Source organism: Aquimarina sp. AWH4_224 (assembly GCF_056160245.1).
Genome location: NZ_JBSWWU010000002.1, coordinates 276,323 through 293,926 on the forward strand (window position 1 = coordinate 276,323; position 17,604 = coordinate 293,926).

Sequence of the window (17,604 nt, forward strand, 5' to 3'; positions counted from 1 at the left end):
AAAAATTGAAAGTAACCATGTAAAACCTATTATCATGTTATATCCATTCAAATTTTATCCTATTCTGAAAGACAAAATATGGGGGGGAGATAAATTAAGAACAATTCTCAACAAACCAGATACAGCTGGAAATATTGGAGAAAGTTGGGAAATTTCTACCGTTGGAGAGAACATTTCTATTGTATCTAACGGCATTTTTGAAGGTGAAAAATTAGATCATCTAATAAAAAAACATAAAGGTAGTTTATTAGGGAATAAAGTATATGAGTCGTTTGGTGATCAGTTTCCTTTGTTGATCAAATTTATAGATGCACACGATGATCTGTCAATTCAGTTACATCCAGATGATCGTTTGGCAAAAGAACGTCATAATTCTTTTGGGAAGACAGAAATGTGGTATGTAATTCAGGCAGATGATGATGCAAAGCTAATTGTAGATTTCAACAAGGCCACAAATCAAGAAGAATATCAACAGTACCTGAAAGAGAATCGATTAGTTGATTTGTTGAACATTGAACATATTACAAAAGGAGATAGTTATATTATTACTGCTGGTATTATTCATGCCATTGGTAAGGGGACGATGATAGCAGAAATACAACAGACTTCAGACATTACCTATCGGGTTTATGATTGGGATCGAGTTGATGATCAAGGAAACAGAAGGGAATTACATACAGAACTAGCTTTGGAAGCTCTTGCTTACGAGAATAAGAACAGTTCAAAGATTAGATATAAAGAAGGGCCAAATCAACCCAATGAAATGATCTCTAATCAATATTTTACAACTAATTTTATTCAAGTCGATAAAAGTTTTAGCAGAGTGTATAATGATATAGATTCTTTTGTCGTTTTCCTTTGTGTAGAAGGACAGGGTAAGATAGTTTCCGAGAATAGTGATATTCCTATATCCATGGGAGAAACTATTTTAATCCCTTCCATGATTAAGAATATTCAGTTAGAAAGTGATCATTCTGATATGAAATTATTAGAAGTTTATATTAAATAAATTATGAAAAACATTTTAATTACTGGTGGAGCCGGGTTTATAGGATCTAATTTTATTCCTTATTTGATAAAGATGTATCCCGACTTCCATGTAGTTAATGTAGATAAACTTACCTATGCAGGAACGGTAGAAAACCTTTCTGAAGTTGCAGAAGCAAAAAATTACACATTCATAAAAGGAGACATATGCGACAGAGAGCTGATACAAGATGTTTTTGAGCGATATGATGTCAAAGGAGTAATACATTTTGCTGCAGAATCCCATGTCGATAATTCTATCGTAAGTCCGGATGAATTTATTAACACAAATGTCTTTGGTACATTTGTTCTTCTTGATGTAGCCAGGAATTACTGGATGAAATCTCCCAATACCTACAAAAAAGAGTATACAGGAAGCCGTTTTCATCATATTTCTACCGATGAGGTATATGGAAGTCTAGGTGACACAGGTCTTTTTGAAGAATCTACACCCTATGCGCCCAATAGTCCGTATAGCGCTTCAAAAGCTTCTTCTGACTTTATCGTAAGAAGTTATTTTCATACTTATGGGATGAATGTCGTTACGACCAATTGCTCAAATAATTATGGACCTAAACAACATGATGAAAAATTGATCCCTACAATTATAAGAAATGCACTTGCTGAACGTCCAATTCCGATTTACGGTGAGGGTAAGAATATTAGGGATTGGCTATACGTATTAGATCATTGCAAAGGTATTGAACTTGCTTTTTTTAACGGAAAAAGTGGAGAAACCTATAATATTGGAGGTAAAAATGAAAGAAATAACTTATATATTGCCAAAACAATATGTAAGGTACTTGATGAGTTAAGACCTAGAAAGAATTCAACATCTTATCAAGAACTAATTACATTTGTAAAAGATCGCCCAGGACATGATTTCAGATATGCAATTGACGCTACCAAAATTGAAAGCAAATTAGGTTGGAAAGCAGAAGAAAACTTTGAGTCCGGTATTCAGAAAACAATAAGATGGTATATTAATAAGTATAGCAAATGAAAGGAATAATACTAGCAGGAGGTTCTGGAACAAGATTGCATCCGCTTACACTAGCAGTTAGTAAACAATTAATGCCAGTGTATGACAAACCGATGATATATTATCCACTTTCTACATTGATGAGTGCTGGTATTCAGGAAATTTTAATCATTTCTACACCTGAAGATTTGCCTCTTTTTGAAAAATTATTAGGTAATGGAACGCAATACGGATGTAGATTTGAATACGCCTCACAAGAACAACCCAACGGATTAGCCGAAGCGTTTATCATAGGAGAAGATTTTATTGGTGAGGATAAGGCAGCCCTAATCTTGGGAGATAATATTTTCTATGGGTCTGGCCTTGAAGATCTTTTAGAGAGCAATAATAATCCTGATGGAGGAATTATTTACGCTTATCATGTACAAGATCCAGAACGCTATGGTGTAGTAGAGTTTGACAAAAGCGGTCACGCAATTTCTATTGAAGAAAAACCAAAGCAACCAAAATCAAATTACGTAGTACCTGGAATATATTTCTACGACAATGAGGTAGTAGAAATCGCAAAAGCAATTACACCGAGTGCAAGAGGAGAATTGGAAATAACCGATGTTAATAATGCGTACTTAAAGAAGGGGAAATTAAAAGTAAGCATATTGGACAAAGGAACTGCATGGCTGGACACCGGCACATTTCAATCATTAATGCAAGCTTCTCAATTTGTACAAGTCATAGAAGAAAGACAAGGATTAAAAATTGGAGCCATAGAAGAAATGGCTTATAAAAAAGGATTTATTTCCAAAGAACAACTACATAATTTAGCACAACCACTTATAAAAAGTGGATATGGCAAGTACTTACTACAATTAGATCAGAGATGAATGTAAAACCTACTTTTTTAGAAGGGTGTTTTATTGTCGAACCAGGAGTTTATAAGGATAATAGAGGTTATTTTTTTGAGAGTTTTAATCAACAAGAATTTGTCGAGAAAACAGGAGTTGATGTCGATTTTATTCAAGATAATCAATCCTTTTCGACAAAAGGAGTTCTAAGAGGGCTTCATTTTCAAAAAGGAGATTTTGCCCAAGCCAAGTTGGTGAGAGTAGTTAGAGGAGAAGTGTTAGATGTTGTGGTAGATCTTAGAAAAGATTCGAAGACCTTTAAGCAGTCCTTTTCAGTGATATTAAATGAAAAAAATAATTATCAATTGTATATTCCCAGAGGTTTTGCACATGGTTTTTTAACCTTAAGTGAAAGTTCTATTTTCTCATACAAATGTGATAACTATTATCATAAAGAATCAGAGTCAGGCATAAGATTTGATGATGCAGATCTCGGTATCGATTGGAAATGGGATAAGAGTGAAATTATTTTATCCGACAAGGACAAAGAACTACCTTCTTTTAAGAAGCTATTAAATGAATTATAATTCAGAAAGAAAGAACGTTTTAATAACAGGATCCAAAAGCCAACTGGCACAGTGCTTGTTTGATATAAAAGATCAGTATCCTGATTTCCACTTTGATTTCACTAGTTCCGAAGAACTAGATATTAGCAATACAAAAGAAATAGAGGATTACTTTGATAAAGTTTCTTATGATATAGTGATTAACTGCGCCGCCTACACCAATGTTGAGCTTGCAGAAAAAGAGTCAAAGAAAGCATTTATGGTAAATGCTATTGGTGTCAAAAATATAGCCGAAGCTTGTAAAAAAAATGATGCGACGTTGATTCATATTTCTACCGATTATGTTTTTGATGGAAAAAAAGAGACACCATATACCGAAGAGGACCTTCCTAATCCAATCAACGAATATGGAAAATCCAAGCTTGAAGGTGAAAAACAAATTCTGAAGATACTGGATAAATATTTTATCATTCGAACTTCATGGCTATATTCAAAGTATGGGCATAATTTTTTCAAAACAATCTTGAAAAAATCTAGAACAGAAAAGCAACTTACTATTACTGCCTCAGAAACAGGAACTCCTACAAATGCTCATGATTTAGCCAAATTTATTCTTGAAATAGTGTCTTCAAATTCCTCAGATTACGGTCTTTATCATTACAGTAATCTCGGTGAAGCTACATGGCATGATTTTGCAAAAGAGATTTTAAGAGCTTCAGGAAAACTTAGTGAGATAAAACTAGAAAAAACAGATAATTACCCTACTTTTGCAGTCAGACCAAAATATGGTGTTTTAAGCAAAGAGAAAACCATTAAAGTTTTGAAAAATACCATTTTGCACTGGAAAGATTCGTTAAGAAATTTACATTCGATTAACTAATGAAAAAAAACTTAATCGTTTTTGGAACAAGGCCTGAAGCAATCAAAATGGCTCCTTTAGTAAAAGAATTCCAAAAACATAAAGATATTTTTGACACAAGGGTTTGTATTACTGCCCAACACAGAGAAATGCTAGACCAGGTTTTAGCATTTTTTGATATTGTTCCTGATTTTGATTTGAATCTTATGAAACCAAATCAAAACCTGTACACACTTACTTCTGATATTATCACTGGGATGAAAGATGTTTTGGAGAATTTCAGTCCTGACTTTGTATTTGTGCATGGCGATACCACGACGACTATGGCTTCGAGTATTGCAGCTTTTTATTCCGGAGCAAAAGTTTGTCATGTAGAAGCGGGTTTACGAACATTTAATATGCAATCTCCATTTCCAGAAGAAATGAATAGATCCGTAACTGGAGTAATCTCAGACATTCACTTTTCTCCAACCGAAACTTCGAAACAAAATCTGATTAATGAAAATAAGTCAGAAGATACGATACTGATAACAGGAAATACAGTTATAGATGCCTTAAAGTTCAGTGTAGAAAAAGTAAACTCCAATGATTTTGAGGATAACGAAGTTAACGAGCTTAAGAAAATCATTGACAATCAAAAGAAGCTAATTTTAGTTACAGGACACCGACGAGAAAACCACGGAGAAGGATTTATAAGAATTTGCGAGGCTTTAAAGGAAATTGCACTATTGAATCCTGACACTCAAATTATCTATCCAGTGCATTTGAACCCTAATGTCCAGAAACCGGTTTATCAGCTTCTGGATACGGTCGAAAACATTCAATTAATAGCACCACAATCATATCCAGCTTTTGTATGGTTAATGAATCAATCGTATCTAATTATTACAGATAGTGGTGGTGTTCAAGAAGAAGCTCCAAGTTTAGGGAAACCTGTATTGGTAATGAGAAACACAACAGAAAGGCCTGAAGCAGTTGAAGCAGGCACAGTAATTTTGGTAGGAACAGATAAAGAGAAAATAGTTGCTGAAGCTCAGAGGCTTTTAAAGGATAGCAAATCCTACGAAAGCATGAGTAAACTTCACAATCCATATGGAGATGGAAAAGCCTGCCAGCGAATTGTTGAATACATAAAAAGTACTGATTATGGACACTAAGCCAGGGGTAGTAATGATCGGGTTGGGATATATTGGACTCCCAACAGCCGCATTAATTGCTCAAAATAAAACATATGTTCATGGGGTTGATATCAATCCAAAAGTTGTAGAAACTGTAAATAATGGAAAGATCCATATTATCGAACCTGAATTGGATCAAGCAGTAGAAAACGCTGTAAAAGGAGGGTATTTAAAAGCCTCTGTTACTCCTGTAGAAGCCGACACTTATCTCATCGTGGTTCCAACACCTTTCAAGGGTAAAAATGAGCCTGATATTTCTTTTGTAGAATCAGCAACCAAAGGAATTATTCCGTTGTTAAAAGAAGGGGATTTATATATCATAGAATCTACTTCTCCTATTGGAACTACCGAAAAAATGCTGGATCTAATTTATGGTGAACGTCCAGAGTTAAAAGATAAATTATACGTAGCATACTGCCCAGAACGAGTTCTTCCGGGTAATGTGATGTATGAGCTTGTGCATAATGATAGAGTAATAGGAGGGATTGATCAGAAATCTACGGATAAAGCTGCTGATTTTTATCGCCAGTTTATTAAAGGGGATTTGCACAAAACAAATGCTAGAACTGCAGAGATGTGTAAACTGGTAGAAAACTCTTCTAGAGATGTTCAAATTGCATTTGCCAATGAATTATCTCTAATCTGTGATAAAGCAGACATCAATGTCTGGGAATTGATACAATTGGCTAATAAGCACCCAAGAGTGAATATCTTACAACCTGGTTGTGGAGTAGGAGGTCATTGTATCGCGGTAGATCCTTATTTTATAGTAGCAGATTACCCAATGGAATCTCAAATTATAGGAAAAGCAAGAGAGATCAATAATTACAAATCATTTTGGTGTGCCGAGAAGGTTAAAAATGCAAAACTTGAATTTGAACTAAAAAATGGTAAAAAGCCAAGAATTGCTTTAATGGGCCTTGCTTTTAAACCAAATATTGATGACTTAAGAGAATCTCCGGCAAAATATATTGCTCAAAAAGTACTGCAAAATGCCAATAACGAAGAGTACTATATAGTAGAGCCAAATATTGAATCCCATAACATATTTAAGTTAACAGACTATCAAGAAGCAGTAGAAAAAGCAGATATAATAGTGTTTTTGGTTGCGCATGATGAGTTCAAAGGCTTGAATATTGCAGACGATAAGGTAGTACTGGATTTTTGTGGAGTGAGGAAATAAGAAGCTTTAGGCTTATCTTTTAAAAGAACAATACAATACTATATTATAAGATGCAACTGACCTACAGAAGAACTTTAAAAAAGATAAATTCCCTAATCTCTAGCTTTTCATGAATTTTGATACCTGTGTGAACCGTGCTTTCGGAAGTAGGAATTTGCAGGTATTTTTTAAAGAGCAGTAATTAGATTCCGTTAATTTTATGAGTCTTAAAAAGAAAGCTATAAAGGGATTTGCTTGGGTGTTTATTGACAAATGTGTCAATCAACTTTTCCCATTTATAGTCTATATTTATTTAGCCAATATTCTTACACCTTCAGATTTTGGATTAATAGGTATGCTTAGTGTATTCACTATTTTTACTCAAATATTTATTGATTCGGGATTTAGTAGTGGATTGATTCAAAAATCGAAGAATTCTACCAAAGAGGATTTTTCTACTGTTTTTTATTTAAACATAATTATTGCGGTTTTTCTGTACCTGGTGCTGTTTTTTTGTTCTTCCTTAATCGCCGATTTCTATACAGAACCCAAGCTGGAATTACTTTCAAAAGTATTGTTTATAACAATAATATTGGATTCTTTGTGGATAGTGCCTCAAACAAAAATGATCATCGATTTAAACTTTAAATCTATTACAATTATAAAAATTGTAGTGAGCATTATTAGTTTGGGAGTAGCCATTTATATGGTAAACAATGATTTTTCGTATTGGTCTTTAATAGGCTTGCATCTATCAAGATCTGCATTAATGGCGGTTCTCTTTTTTGCTGTTTCCAAGTGGATCCCTCAGTTATTAATATCCAAACAATCGATAAATGATCTATTAGCTTTTGGATTAAAATTTACCCTTTCTGTATTTATTACCAGAACCGTAAATAACCTCTATATTTTATTAATTGGTAGATATTTTAATGCAACTCAGGTAGGGTATTTTACTCAGGCGCAAAACTATACCAATAAATTGGTTTCTATAATAGGATCAACTCTTCAAGGAGTAACATTTCCAGTTCTTTCTTCGGTAAAAGATGACAAGGAAAGAATGATAAAGATTTATAAAAGGGTTTTTGAAATTACTGCCTTAATTTCGATACCATGCTTATTTGGTTTGGCCGGAGTTTCAGAAAATTTTGTAAAGGTGTTTCTTTCTGATGAATGGTTACCAATAATTCCTTTAATGGAATACCTAAGTTTTGCACTATCTCTTTCGCCTATTTTGTGGCTCAACGTGGCGATTCTGAACGCAAACAAAAGGTCAGATCTATTTTTAAAAATCAATTTGTTTAAGTTACCTGTGAATATTTTGATTTTGATTTTAACTATACCCAACGGTTTGGAACAAGTTGCAATAGGTCAAATAGTATTTTCTGTGTTTTCTTTTTTCGTTAATGCATATCACCCAGGGAAGCTGTTTAAATTTGGTATATTACAACAAGTAAAGATAGTTGCACCAATTTTGATTATATCCATAATAATGTATTTTTTGGTGAAGTATATAAGTTTGGATGACATACGTATTACTTTGATCGTCCAAATTTTTTCTGGGGTAATGATTTTCCCTGTTTTAAGCTATATCGTTATGCCTAAATTTGTAAAAACCCAGTATAAACTTTTAAAAGAGAAATGGAAAAGTTAGGAATTGAAATTAAAAGTCCAATCTTATTAACCAATAAAAAAACAACAACAGACTTTGACATTAATGGTAAAAAGTTTGAAATTTATAATGAAGTTGTTTTTGGTGATGTAGAGTTAAGCGATAATGTTGAAACGAACGTAATATTATCCTTGCTTCCCTATATGAAAGAAACAGTAGAAGAAGTTAAGGTTAGTGATGCGATAAGTGAAAAATTTGTAAAAAACCTACAAACAATTCAGGAGATATACAACAGCTGGGACAAAACTTTTAAACCAATTCAACTGCAATGTACTAACATTGTAAAAAGAGAAAATAAAGCAAAACGCATAGGTACTTTTTTTACGGGTGGAGTTGATTCTTTTTATACCTTGTTAAAAAATAAAGATGAAATAACTGATGTAATATTTGTACATGGTTTGGATATCAAGTTGGAGGACAAGGAGCTAAGAGACAAAGTATCTTCGAGGATTAGAGCCATTGCTGCCGAATTGAATGTTAATGTAATAGAACTTGAAAGTAATGTAAGAGAGTTGATTAACTCTTATCTGAAATGGGGTGAATATGGACACGGAAATGCTTTGGCATCAATGGGGCATTTGTTATCCGGACATTTTAAAAAAATATTTATTCCAGCTTCTTGGCATTATAACGATTTGTTTGGTCCTTGGGGAACACATCCACTGTTGGATTATTTATGGAGCACAGAGTCCCTTGAGTTTGTTCATGATGGATGCGAGGCTACCCGCGTAAAAAAGGTAGAATTGATTGCCAATTACGATGTAGCATTGAAAAACCTTAGAGTTTGCTATAAGAATCCTAATAGTGAGTATAACTGTGGCAAATGTGAAAAGTGCATACGTACAATGATTAATCTAAAAGTAAATAATGCATTGCATAAAACCTCAGTATTTAATCACGATTTAGACTTAAAACAATTAAGTAAATTTAATTTACAACACGATGCTTCGAGAAATTTTGTGAATGAAAATTTAGATGCGATCGAGGAAAAAGGAGGCAATTTAGAATTAAAAAAAGCACTACAAAAATCTCTAAAAGATAGCTTTTTCTATTCATTAAAAAGGTTCTTAAAATCCAGCATAAAGAGGAATTTAAGTACTAAGGCATTTTCAAAACTTAAACAACTGTATTATTCCACAAAAAAATAAATAGATTTTCAGTATGGAAATAAATAACATTTTAGATTTAAAGGATTATATAAAAGATAATCTATTTGAACTTATAGATAATGACTATGTTCTATTCGATGTACCTGAACATAGGAATATTGGAGATCAATTAATATGGAGAGGAGAGCATGATTTTTTAAAGCAAATTCCTCATAATTGTTTGTTTATATCTTCATTGGGATATCATAGAAATCCAAAAATTGATAAAGACACTATTATCTTGTTACATGGTGGAGGTAATTTTGGCGATGTTTGGGTTTTACATCAAAAATTCAGAGAAAAAATCATAAAAGATTACCCAGAAAATAGAATTATTATTTTCCCACAATCCGTTCAATTTGGGGACAAAAGCAAACTGGTAGAAGCAGCCAAAATATTCAATAATCATGGTAACATCACTATTTGCGCTAGAGACTCATTTTCTTATGAATTATTAAATGAGCATTTTAATTCTTGTAAAATCTTGATGGTGCCGGATATGGCTTTTTCATCTTCATTAGAAAAAAAGGTGAAGACGACAAAATCTAAAGATCTTATTTTAAAACGTATTGATAAAGAATTAGCTTCTGAGATAGATGAGAAACAATTTTCGGATTTTGAAGTAAAGGATTGGCCCACATACAATATGGATGTTCTCGAATATATTAAGAAGAAATATACTGGACTTAATAGAAGAATTTCCGAAACTCTTCTTAACAATGATAAAGAAAGTCTGGATTCTTTTAGGACTTTTGGTTTTCTACCATATCGTAAAAGAGATAATTTTGTGGATATAGGAATTGATTTTTTGAGTAGTTATGATCTAAATATAACTACGAGACTTCATGGACATATTCTTTCTCTACTATTAGGAATTCCGTCGATAATTGTTGACAATAGTTATGGTAAAAACAAGAGGTTTTATGAAACCTGGTTGAGCAATGTAAATGACTCATACTTTGCCAAAGATGTAGAAGAGGCAATTGTTATTTATAAGGAATTGAAATCCAAAAAGTAGGGAGGGTATTATGGATATTTCTGTTCTAATGTCGGTGTATAACGGTGAGAAACATCTACGAGAAGCTATCGATAGTATTTTGAATCAAACGTTTAAAGATTTTGAATTTATAATCGTAAACGATGGATCAACGGATAGCTCTGAAAAGATCATTCAAGAATATCAGGATGACCGGATTCGCTATATAAAGAGAGAAAATGGAGGGCTTTCTGCTGCACTGAATACAGGATTATTTGTTGCTAAAGGAAAGTACATTGCAAGAATGGATGCAGATGATTTTAGTGTTCCCAATCGACTTGAAAAGCAGTTTGATTACATGGAAAAAAATCCTAACATTGTTGCTTTGGGGGGTGGTATTACCTACATGGAAGAAGAGGGTGATCTCATATTTTCTTATGTAAATACAATGAGTCCAGATCAAATAAGAGAAAATATACTTCAGATGTGTCCTATTGCACATCCTACTGTTTTTTATAGAACCGATGTTGCTCAAAAATGCGGAGGATACTATGAAAAAATAAAACAGTATTTTGAAGATCATTTGCTGTTTAAAAAAATGCTCAAATACGGAGATTTAAATAGTCTACAAGAACCTTTGTTACACTATAGATTAGTTTCTACATCTATTACGTCGAATAAGGAGTTTATGTCAGAATATCTGGCGATTAGACAAAGGACACTAGTCAATGAATCCATCTCTGATGAAGATCGAGATAGGCTTTTTGAAATAAAAAAGCACGGTAATACCAATTTAAATTTCAAAAAGAGTAAATATCATCTCTATCTTGGTAAATTGTATTTGTGGAAAAATGTAAATAAGAAGAAATCAAGGAAAAATCTAAAAATATCTTTAAAAAACCATTTTAAACTAGCAACTTTAGCTCTTTATATGGTTACTTTTTTACCCAGTTTTATTGTAGTCAACCTTTATAATTATGTGGATAAAAGAAGAACCAAATAGTACACAATTCTAAATTCTAAATTTTGGATATCAAACTTAGTAAAGGTTTATATTATTTGATATTGTTTGCAATGATCATGTTTTTTATTGCAGATGCGACCAACAAATATTTAGATGTGCATGGTTCTGGTCAGTCGGTTTCTATATTTGCACGATTTGTATTCGAAATTATTTTTATTGCTGTTGCCTTATCCATAGCAAACAAGCGAATTGTAGAGTTGTATATAGGGTTGGCTATTATACTTGTTGTTTTTCTGCTAGGACAATTCACACTATTAACCAAAATGGCTCAAACTATGGGAGATTTTGCAGTAAATGTCAAAATATTCAACAAATATATTTTTGCGTTACTCATTTATCCAATAGTAGAATACGTTTTTGGTAAAAGGGAAGATTTGCTTTTGAAATTGGTTTATTGTTTTTATATCCTATTTCTCATTAATATTATTATAGCAATTGCAGGTCTTTTGCTAGATCTAGAAATCGTAAGATCGTACCCTTTTAGAGATAGATTTGGGTTTAGTGGGTTGATTCCTAAAAGAAATGAAGCAACCTTGTTTTATGTACTTGGCGTTACGATCTCTTATGTTAGATTTGTTGTGTTGGGACGAAAAGAAAGATTGTTGTTTTTACTGTCTATTTTAGGAGCTATCCTTCTAGGAACCAAAGGTATTTATATCTTTTTGGTGTTTTTATTCCTGTTTCATTTTAGAGCTAATAAAAATTTCTTAAGGAACTTTTTTATTGTGATTGTCCTAGGAATAATCATTGGCGTGATCATTTTTCCTCAAACAACCATCTATCAATATTATTCAAGCCAAGCTGAACGGGTAGGATTAACAACAATGTTGCTCTCTGGAAGAGATATTATATTTTACAACGAGATAACAAGAACAGTTGGCGATTGGAATATTATTAATTTTTTGATGGGTGGACAAAACCAAAATATAAAGGCTTTTGAAATGGATTTTTTGGATTTGTTTTTCTTCTTTGGATTATTAGGAGCGATAATTTACTTATTGTTAACAATGAAATTTATCTTTGCAGGGCGTTATAAACTGCCATTTCAAATGTTTTTCATGTTTTCTTACTTCTTTTTGGCCTTTTTTGGAGGACACTTCTTTGCTTCGGCGGTAAATGCATTGTATTTTGTAATTGTAGCTATATATATCAATAGATCTAATGCTTTATATGATCCTGCACTAAACCTAAAATTAAACGACAATGATACTTCAATTCATACATAGGTGCTACAACATATTTATCTATAGGCCGTACCTGAAATGGAAACTAAATTTTTGTGGAAAGAATTTTAAGTTTGGATACGCTTCAGAATTAAGAAACCCACAATTTTTTAGGATAGGAGATAATTTTTATTCTGGTCCATATGGATACTTTGTAACCAACAAATATATTCCTGTTGAAATAGGCAATCACATAATGTTTGGACCTTTTTGTAAAATTTTTGGAGGCGATCACGATTTAGAGTATACAGACAATCATATTCGTTTTGCTCCAGAAAAAGCTGTTGTAGACAAAAGAATTGTTTTAGAAGATGGTGTTTGGATTGGAGCTAATACAACAATGCTTACAAATGCATACATATGCGAGGGAGCAGTTGTTTCGAGCGGAGCCATAGTAAATCATTATATCCCTCCTTATTGTATTGCATATGGAATACCAGCAAAGAAATATAAAAGGAGGTTTACAACCGTAGATTTACAAGAAGTACTAACAAATGTAGATAGCAAATACACGGTAGATCAAATTTTAGGTATTTATAAAGAATATGGGATTGACTCTTAACAGAAGAAATTTGCTTACAATAGGATGTTCTATTGCTGCAATAGGATACTTGTTTTCGATTGCAACAGCCTCTATTGGGTTAATGGCATTGTTGGCTACTTGGCTTATTAATTTTAAGGACCTTGATTTCAAAAATGTTGTAAAGCCAAATAGTGTACAGTTATTAATCTTATTTTTTGTTTTATTGGCGCTTGGATTGACATACTCCGAAGTACCTAAGGAAGGGTTTAAAGTTATAAATAGACATCTTCCATATTTAGTTCTTCCTCTGGTTTTTTTGACAATAAAACCATTAGAAAAGAGTCAACGTCATTTAGTTTCAAAGGTGTTTATACATGCAGTAACACTTTTATACGTAGTATGTTTGATCAATGCTGTTTATCGGCAAGTTGTTTTTTCTTTATCTGGCGGACATTTTAACTGGTATTTTTTTTATAGGTTTGATTTTCTGGAAATTTTTGATCAGCATCCTACCTATGTTTCCATGTACACGCTATTATCTCTAAGCTTAGTTGTTTTTAACAAAGATCTATTATTCAAAAAAAAGGGGCTGTTCTGGATAACATTATTGATACAAATAGTCGGTGTATTACTAGCAGGAAGTAGAATGGGTTATGTGGTTTTTTTAGGGATTTCTCTGCTCTATATCACAAAAGTATTAAGCTCAAAATCTAAAGAAGTAATTATCAAAACGGTTTTAACGTATTTGTTATCCATCCTATTTTTACTTATTGTAGCTTGGAATATTCCTATCGTTAAAGAACGGGTCTTATATACCCTTGGGTACAAGTATGAATATAAGTACAACAACAAAGAATTTATTAAAAATAAAACAGCCGAGGAACAAGGCAGACTGTTATTGTGGCAAGATGCTTTGGATTTAATAAAGGATAACCCAATTCTTGGGCACGGTACTGGATCCAACAAGAAAATACTATTACAAAAATATAAGCAAGAAGGACATTCGATTTTTCTTGAAAGAACCTATAATGTGCACAATACTTATTTAGAATCCCTTTTGATGGGTGGGTTGCCATTGCTTTTAAGTTTCCTTTCTATAGTGTTCATGTTGCTTTATCAAGGTATTAAAAGAAAAGATTTTGTGTTGTTTTCCTTTTTTTTGATCGTTGCAGCTACTGCAGTTACAGAGACTTTATTTAGAGCTCAAGGAATAATGTTTGTAGGATTTTTTTATTGCTTTTTACTATCAAAAACTCATGAATAAAGAACTAGCTATTTTCGGGCCTTATCCACCACCTTTAGGTGGTATATCTGTTCATGTAAAGAGAATAGAACCTTTTTTGAATGAAAGTAAGATTCCATATCAGATCTACAATCATGGCTATCAGGAACAAAAAAATGTGCTTGCTACAAAAAAGAACCTTTTTTGGTATATAAAACTACTGTTTACCAAAAGATATGGATTGTTTCATTTCCATCAATTTTTTTTCTTCCACTTCTTATACTATCCTCTGTTTTCACTATTCAGAAGAGAGAAGGTTTTTGTTACCATCCATTCTGAGAGGATACTAGGGTATCACAAAATTGTAAGATCTTTGGTATTGCTTTTGCTGGCGGTTACCAGAAAGACAACATTTATTTCGGTATCAAAGAACTTGAATGACTACTTAAATGAGAAGGGAGTGTCATCTATATTTTTACCCGCGTATGTGCCTCCTACAGTGATTGCTGACAAGAAAATTAGTAGTACTAAAGAAATATTTCTTTTTAGCGTTTGGAAGTTCAATCAAAAGCTATCAAATGAAATATATAATGTACCTTTGACCTTTCAGTTTTTAAGTGAAAACAAAGATAAATTTACCATGCTTTTTATGATTGGAAGTCAATCAGATTCAGATGTGGAGTACTTGGAAGAATTAATGCAAAAGTATGACGTGACCGAAAACATAGAAGTTGTTTTTAATGAAAACCTAGTGGATTATGTTAAGAATTGTAAGTTCCTTCTAAGACCTAATTTGTCTGACGGCTATGGGGTCTCTATTCAGGAGGCTATGGATTTAGGTATTCCAGCTATTGCAAGCGACGTATGTGAAAGGCCAAAAGGAACTATTTTATTCAAAAATGATGATATTGAAGATTTATCAAAGAGCGTAAGCTATGTAATGAATACTTCAAAAGATAAGATTTTAAGCAAAAAAGAAAATTTGACATATCACAATCAGTTGATTGATATGTATGTAAAGATATTAAAGGATGAAACAGGTAATACAGAATTTTAAAACAGGAGAATTATACGTCGATGATGTACCAAAACCTTCTATTGCAGAAAAAATGGTTTTGGTAGAAAACAAATTCTCGTTAATAAGCGCAGGAACCGAAAGAGGAACAGTAAAAGTAGCCAAGGCCAACCTTATAGGTAAAGCCAAACAGCGACCAGATCTGGTAGCTCAGGTACTTCAAAATATTAAGAAGGAAGGAATCAAAGCTACTCTTGATAAAGTGAAAACAAAACTGGATTCACTAAAGGCATTAGGATATAGCACTTCGGGAGTTGTGGCTGCTTCAATGGACAGCGACAGCAGGTTCAAACCCGGAGATAGAGTTGCATGCGCCGGACAGGATTATGCGTCACATGCAGAAGTAGTTAGTATTCCTCAAAATTTGGTGGCAAAGATACCTGATAACGTTAGTTTTGAAGAAGCAAGCTTTACGACTTTAGGAGCAATTGCATTGCAAGGGGTAAGACAGGCAGAACCAAGATTAGGAGATAAGGTTTGCGTGATTGGTTTGGGATTATTGGGCCAGATAACCGTTCAGTTACTGAAAGCAAATGGATGTGAAGTATTTGGTACAGATTTATCAAAAGGACTAATTGACCTGGCAAAAGATAGTGGGGCAGATCAAGCATTGCTAAGAAATGATTCCAATTTGTTGACCGCAATAGACAATTTTACAAACGGTCATGGTTTTGATAGTGTTATCATTACAGCGGCGGCACCTACCAATGATCCTATAGAACTATCTGCAGTAATAAGTAGAAAAAAAGGGAAAGTAATTGTGGTTGGAGCAGTGAAGATGGATGTGCCAAGAGATCCTGATTTTTATAGAAAAGAATTAGATCTGAGAATGTCCTGTTCGTACGGACCTGGAAGATATGATACAAGTTATGAGGAAGATGGAAATGATTATCCGTACGCATATGTGCGTTACACAGAACAGCGTAACATGGAAACCTTTCTCACCCTAATTTCGCAAGGCACGGTCAAATTAAAGAACCTAATTACACATACTTTTGATGTTAGTGACGCGCAAAAAGCTTATGATATTGTATTAGGAAAAGTTGAAGAACCTCATATAGGGATTTTATTGTCTTATCCGGATAACGAAGAGAAATCAACTACAAAAGTAAATATCAAGTCAAGCCCTGTTCAAAAAATTAATGCTGGATTTATTGGAGCAGGTAGTTTTGCTCAAAGTTATTTAATTCCACATGCAAAGAATAATGGAGCTTCTCTAGACACTGTAGTAACTACCAAAGGTATTACTGCAAAGAATGTTGCTCAAAAATTTTCTTTTAATAATGCCTCTTCTGAGGCAAATGATATTATCGATAATACAGAAATTAATACTGTATTTATCGCGACACCCCATAATTCTCATGCTCCTTATACGATTAAAGCTTTAAAAGCTAATAAACATGTTTTTGTAGAAAAGCCTTTGGCAATGAACTATGAAGAACTTGAAGAAGTGAAAGAAGTATATGCAGCAGGCCAGGCAAAGTTGATGGTAGGTTTTAATCGAAGATTTTCGCCAGTTGCTGTAAAGATAAAAGAAGAGTTTTTAAACAACGGAGAACCTAAGGTAATAAATATCAGAGTAAATGCTGGGCATATACCAAAGGATCACTGGACGCAAAATAAAAACTTAGGTGGAGGTAGAATAATTGGAGAAATGTGTCATTTTGTTGACCTAATGCAATTTTATACAGATGCAAAACCTGTAAAAGTATATGCTGATTGTATAAAATCCTCAAATGACAAGATAACTCCCGAAGACAATATTTCTATTACCATTTCATTTGAAGATGGATCCATTGGTAACCTTCTGTATTTAGGAAATGGGGATAAGTCTTTACCCAAAGAATTGATAGAAGTTTTCTCTGGAGGGAAAATAGGTCGAATTCATGATTTCAGAAATGGAACAATTCACAAAAACAATAAAACGATTAAGGTAAAATTGGATGGTAAAGGACATAAACAAGAAGTACAATCCTTCATTAATTCTTTAACATCTGATCAAGAAGCTCCCATCTCTTTTGAGTCGATATATTTAACTACGCTTACTACATTTAAGATATTAGATTCAATAGCAACTGGACTTCCACAAGAGATATAGTAATTTTTATTAAAATTTCATTATTAAA

Annotated in this window: 16 protein-coding genes; all 16 read left to right on the forward strand. The window is 33.0% G+C overall.

The annotated features are described in order from the left end of the window. The first annotated feature begins 34 nt into the window (after nucleotides 1–34). The 16 genes from ACXAGJ_RS04550 (at nucleotide 35) to ACXAGJ_RS04625 (ending at nucleotide 17,576) form a co-directional block, all read left to right on the forward strand. Entirely contained in the window at nucleotides 35–1,009 is a 975-nt protein-coding gene (locus ACXAGJ_RS04550) for a type I phosphomannose isomerase catalytic subunit (protein ID WP_474837530.1), read from the forward strand. Between the two features lie 3 nt (nucleotides 1,010–1,012). Then, nucleotides 1,013–2,029, forward strand: coding sequence for a dTDP-glucose 4,6-dehydratase (rfbB, locus tag ACXAGJ_RS04555; RefSeq protein WP_474837531.1), 1,017 nt, complete (start codon nucleotides 1,013–1,015; stop codon nucleotides 2,027–2,029). After that, a complete protein-coding gene (gene rfbA / locus ACXAGJ_RS04560) occupies nucleotides 2,026–2,889 on the forward strand; it encodes a glucose-1-phosphate thymidylyltransferase RfbA (RefSeq protein WP_474837533.1) in 864 nt (287 codons plus the stop codon). The genes rfbB and rfbA overlap by 4 nt, the downstream gene beginning before the upstream one ends. Continuing rightward, nucleotides 2,886–3,437: a dTDP-4-dehydrorhamnose 3,5-epimerase gene (gene rfbC / locus ACXAGJ_RS04565; RefSeq protein ID WP_474837535.1), complete on the forward strand. Its 552-nt coding sequence runs from the start codon at nucleotides 2,886–2,888 to the stop codon at nucleotides 3,435–3,437. The genes rfbA and rfbC overlap by 4 nt, the downstream gene beginning before the upstream one ends. Continuing rightward, nucleotides 3,427–4,296, forward strand: coding sequence for a dTDP-4-dehydrorhamnose reductase (gene rfbD / locus ACXAGJ_RS04570; RefSeq protein WP_474837537.1), 870 nt, complete (start codon nucleotides 3,427–3,429; stop codon nucleotides 4,294–4,296). The genes rfbC and rfbD overlap by 11 nt, the downstream gene beginning before the upstream one ends. Then, nucleotides 4,296–5,432 (forward strand): non-hydrolyzing UDP-N-acetylglucosamine 2-epimerase, encoded by a 1,137-nt coding sequence (gene wecB / locus ACXAGJ_RS04575; protein ID WP_474837539.1) that lies wholly within the window; start codon nucleotides 4,296–4,298, stop codon nucleotides 5,430–5,432. Before rfbD ends, wecB begins: the two co-directional genes overlap by 1 nt. Continuing rightward, nucleotides 5,422–6,636 (forward strand): UDP-N-acetyl-D-mannosamine dehydrogenase, encoded by a 1,215-nt coding sequence (gene wecC, locus ACXAGJ_RS04580; protein WP_474837541.1) that lies wholly within the window; start codon nucleotides 5,422–5,424, stop codon nucleotides 6,634–6,636. The genes wecB and wecC overlap by 11 nt, the downstream gene beginning before the upstream one ends. A 199-nt stretch (nucleotides 6,637–6,835) precedes the next feature. Beyond that, complete coding sequence (locus tag ACXAGJ_RS04585; RefSeq protein WP_474837543.1) at nucleotides 6,836–8,269, forward strand: lipopolysaccharide biosynthesis protein; 1,434 nt, start codon at nucleotides 6,836–6,838, stop codon at nucleotides 8,267–8,269. After that, nucleotides 8,257–9,435, forward strand: a complete 1,179-nt coding sequence (locus tag ACXAGJ_RS04590; protein WP_474837545.1) for a hypothetical protein — start codon at nucleotides 8,257–8,259, stop codon at nucleotides 9,433–9,435. The genes ACXAGJ_RS04585 and ACXAGJ_RS04590 overlap by 13 nt, the downstream gene beginning before the upstream one ends. 13 nt (nucleotides 9,436–9,448) lie before the next feature. After that, nucleotides 9,449–10,453, forward strand: coding sequence for a polysaccharide pyruvyl transferase family protein (locus ACXAGJ_RS04595; RefSeq protein ID WP_474837547.1), 1,005 nt, complete (start codon nucleotides 9,449–9,451; stop codon nucleotides 10,451–10,453). A gap of 10 nt (nucleotides 10,454–10,463) precedes the next feature. After that, nucleotides 10,464–11,414 carry a glycosyltransferase gene (locus tag ACXAGJ_RS04600; RefSeq protein ID WP_474837549.1) on the forward strand — a complete coding sequence of 317 codons (951 nt, stop codon included), beginning with the start codon at nucleotides 10,464–10,466 and terminating at the stop codon, nucleotides 11,412–11,414. A gap of 23 nt (nucleotides 11,415–11,437) precedes the next feature. Continuing rightward, a complete protein-coding gene (locus tag ACXAGJ_RS04605) occupies nucleotides 11,438–12,661 on the forward strand; it encodes a hypothetical protein (RefSeq protein WP_474837551.1) in 1,224 nt (407 codons plus the stop codon). Beyond that, complete coding sequence (locus tag ACXAGJ_RS04610; RefSeq protein ID WP_474837553.1) at nucleotides 12,639–13,220, forward strand: acyltransferase; 582 nt, start codon at nucleotides 12,639–12,641, stop codon at nucleotides 13,218–13,220. The genes ACXAGJ_RS04605 and ACXAGJ_RS04610 overlap by 23 nt, the downstream gene beginning before the upstream one ends. Then, nucleotides 13,204–14,445 (forward strand): O-antigen ligase family protein, encoded by a 1,242-nt coding sequence (locus ACXAGJ_RS04615; RefSeq protein ID WP_474837555.1) that lies wholly within the window; start codon nucleotides 13,204–13,206, stop codon nucleotides 14,443–14,445. The genes ACXAGJ_RS04610 and ACXAGJ_RS04615 overlap by 17 nt, the downstream gene beginning before the upstream one ends. Beyond that, nucleotides 14,438–15,460, forward strand: a complete 1,023-nt coding sequence (locus ACXAGJ_RS04620) for a glycosyltransferase (RefSeq protein WP_474837557.1) — start codon at nucleotides 14,438–14,440, stop codon at nucleotides 15,458–15,460. The genes ACXAGJ_RS04615 and ACXAGJ_RS04620 overlap by 8 nt, the downstream gene beginning before the upstream one ends. Next, nucleotides 15,435–17,576, forward strand: coding sequence for a bi-domain-containing oxidoreductase (locus ACXAGJ_RS04625; RefSeq protein WP_474837559.1), 2,142 nt, complete (start codon nucleotides 15,435–15,437; stop codon nucleotides 17,574–17,576). The genes ACXAGJ_RS04620 and ACXAGJ_RS04625 overlap by 26 nt, the downstream gene beginning before the upstream one ends. Nucleotides 17,577–17,604: the final 28 nt, after the last annotated feature.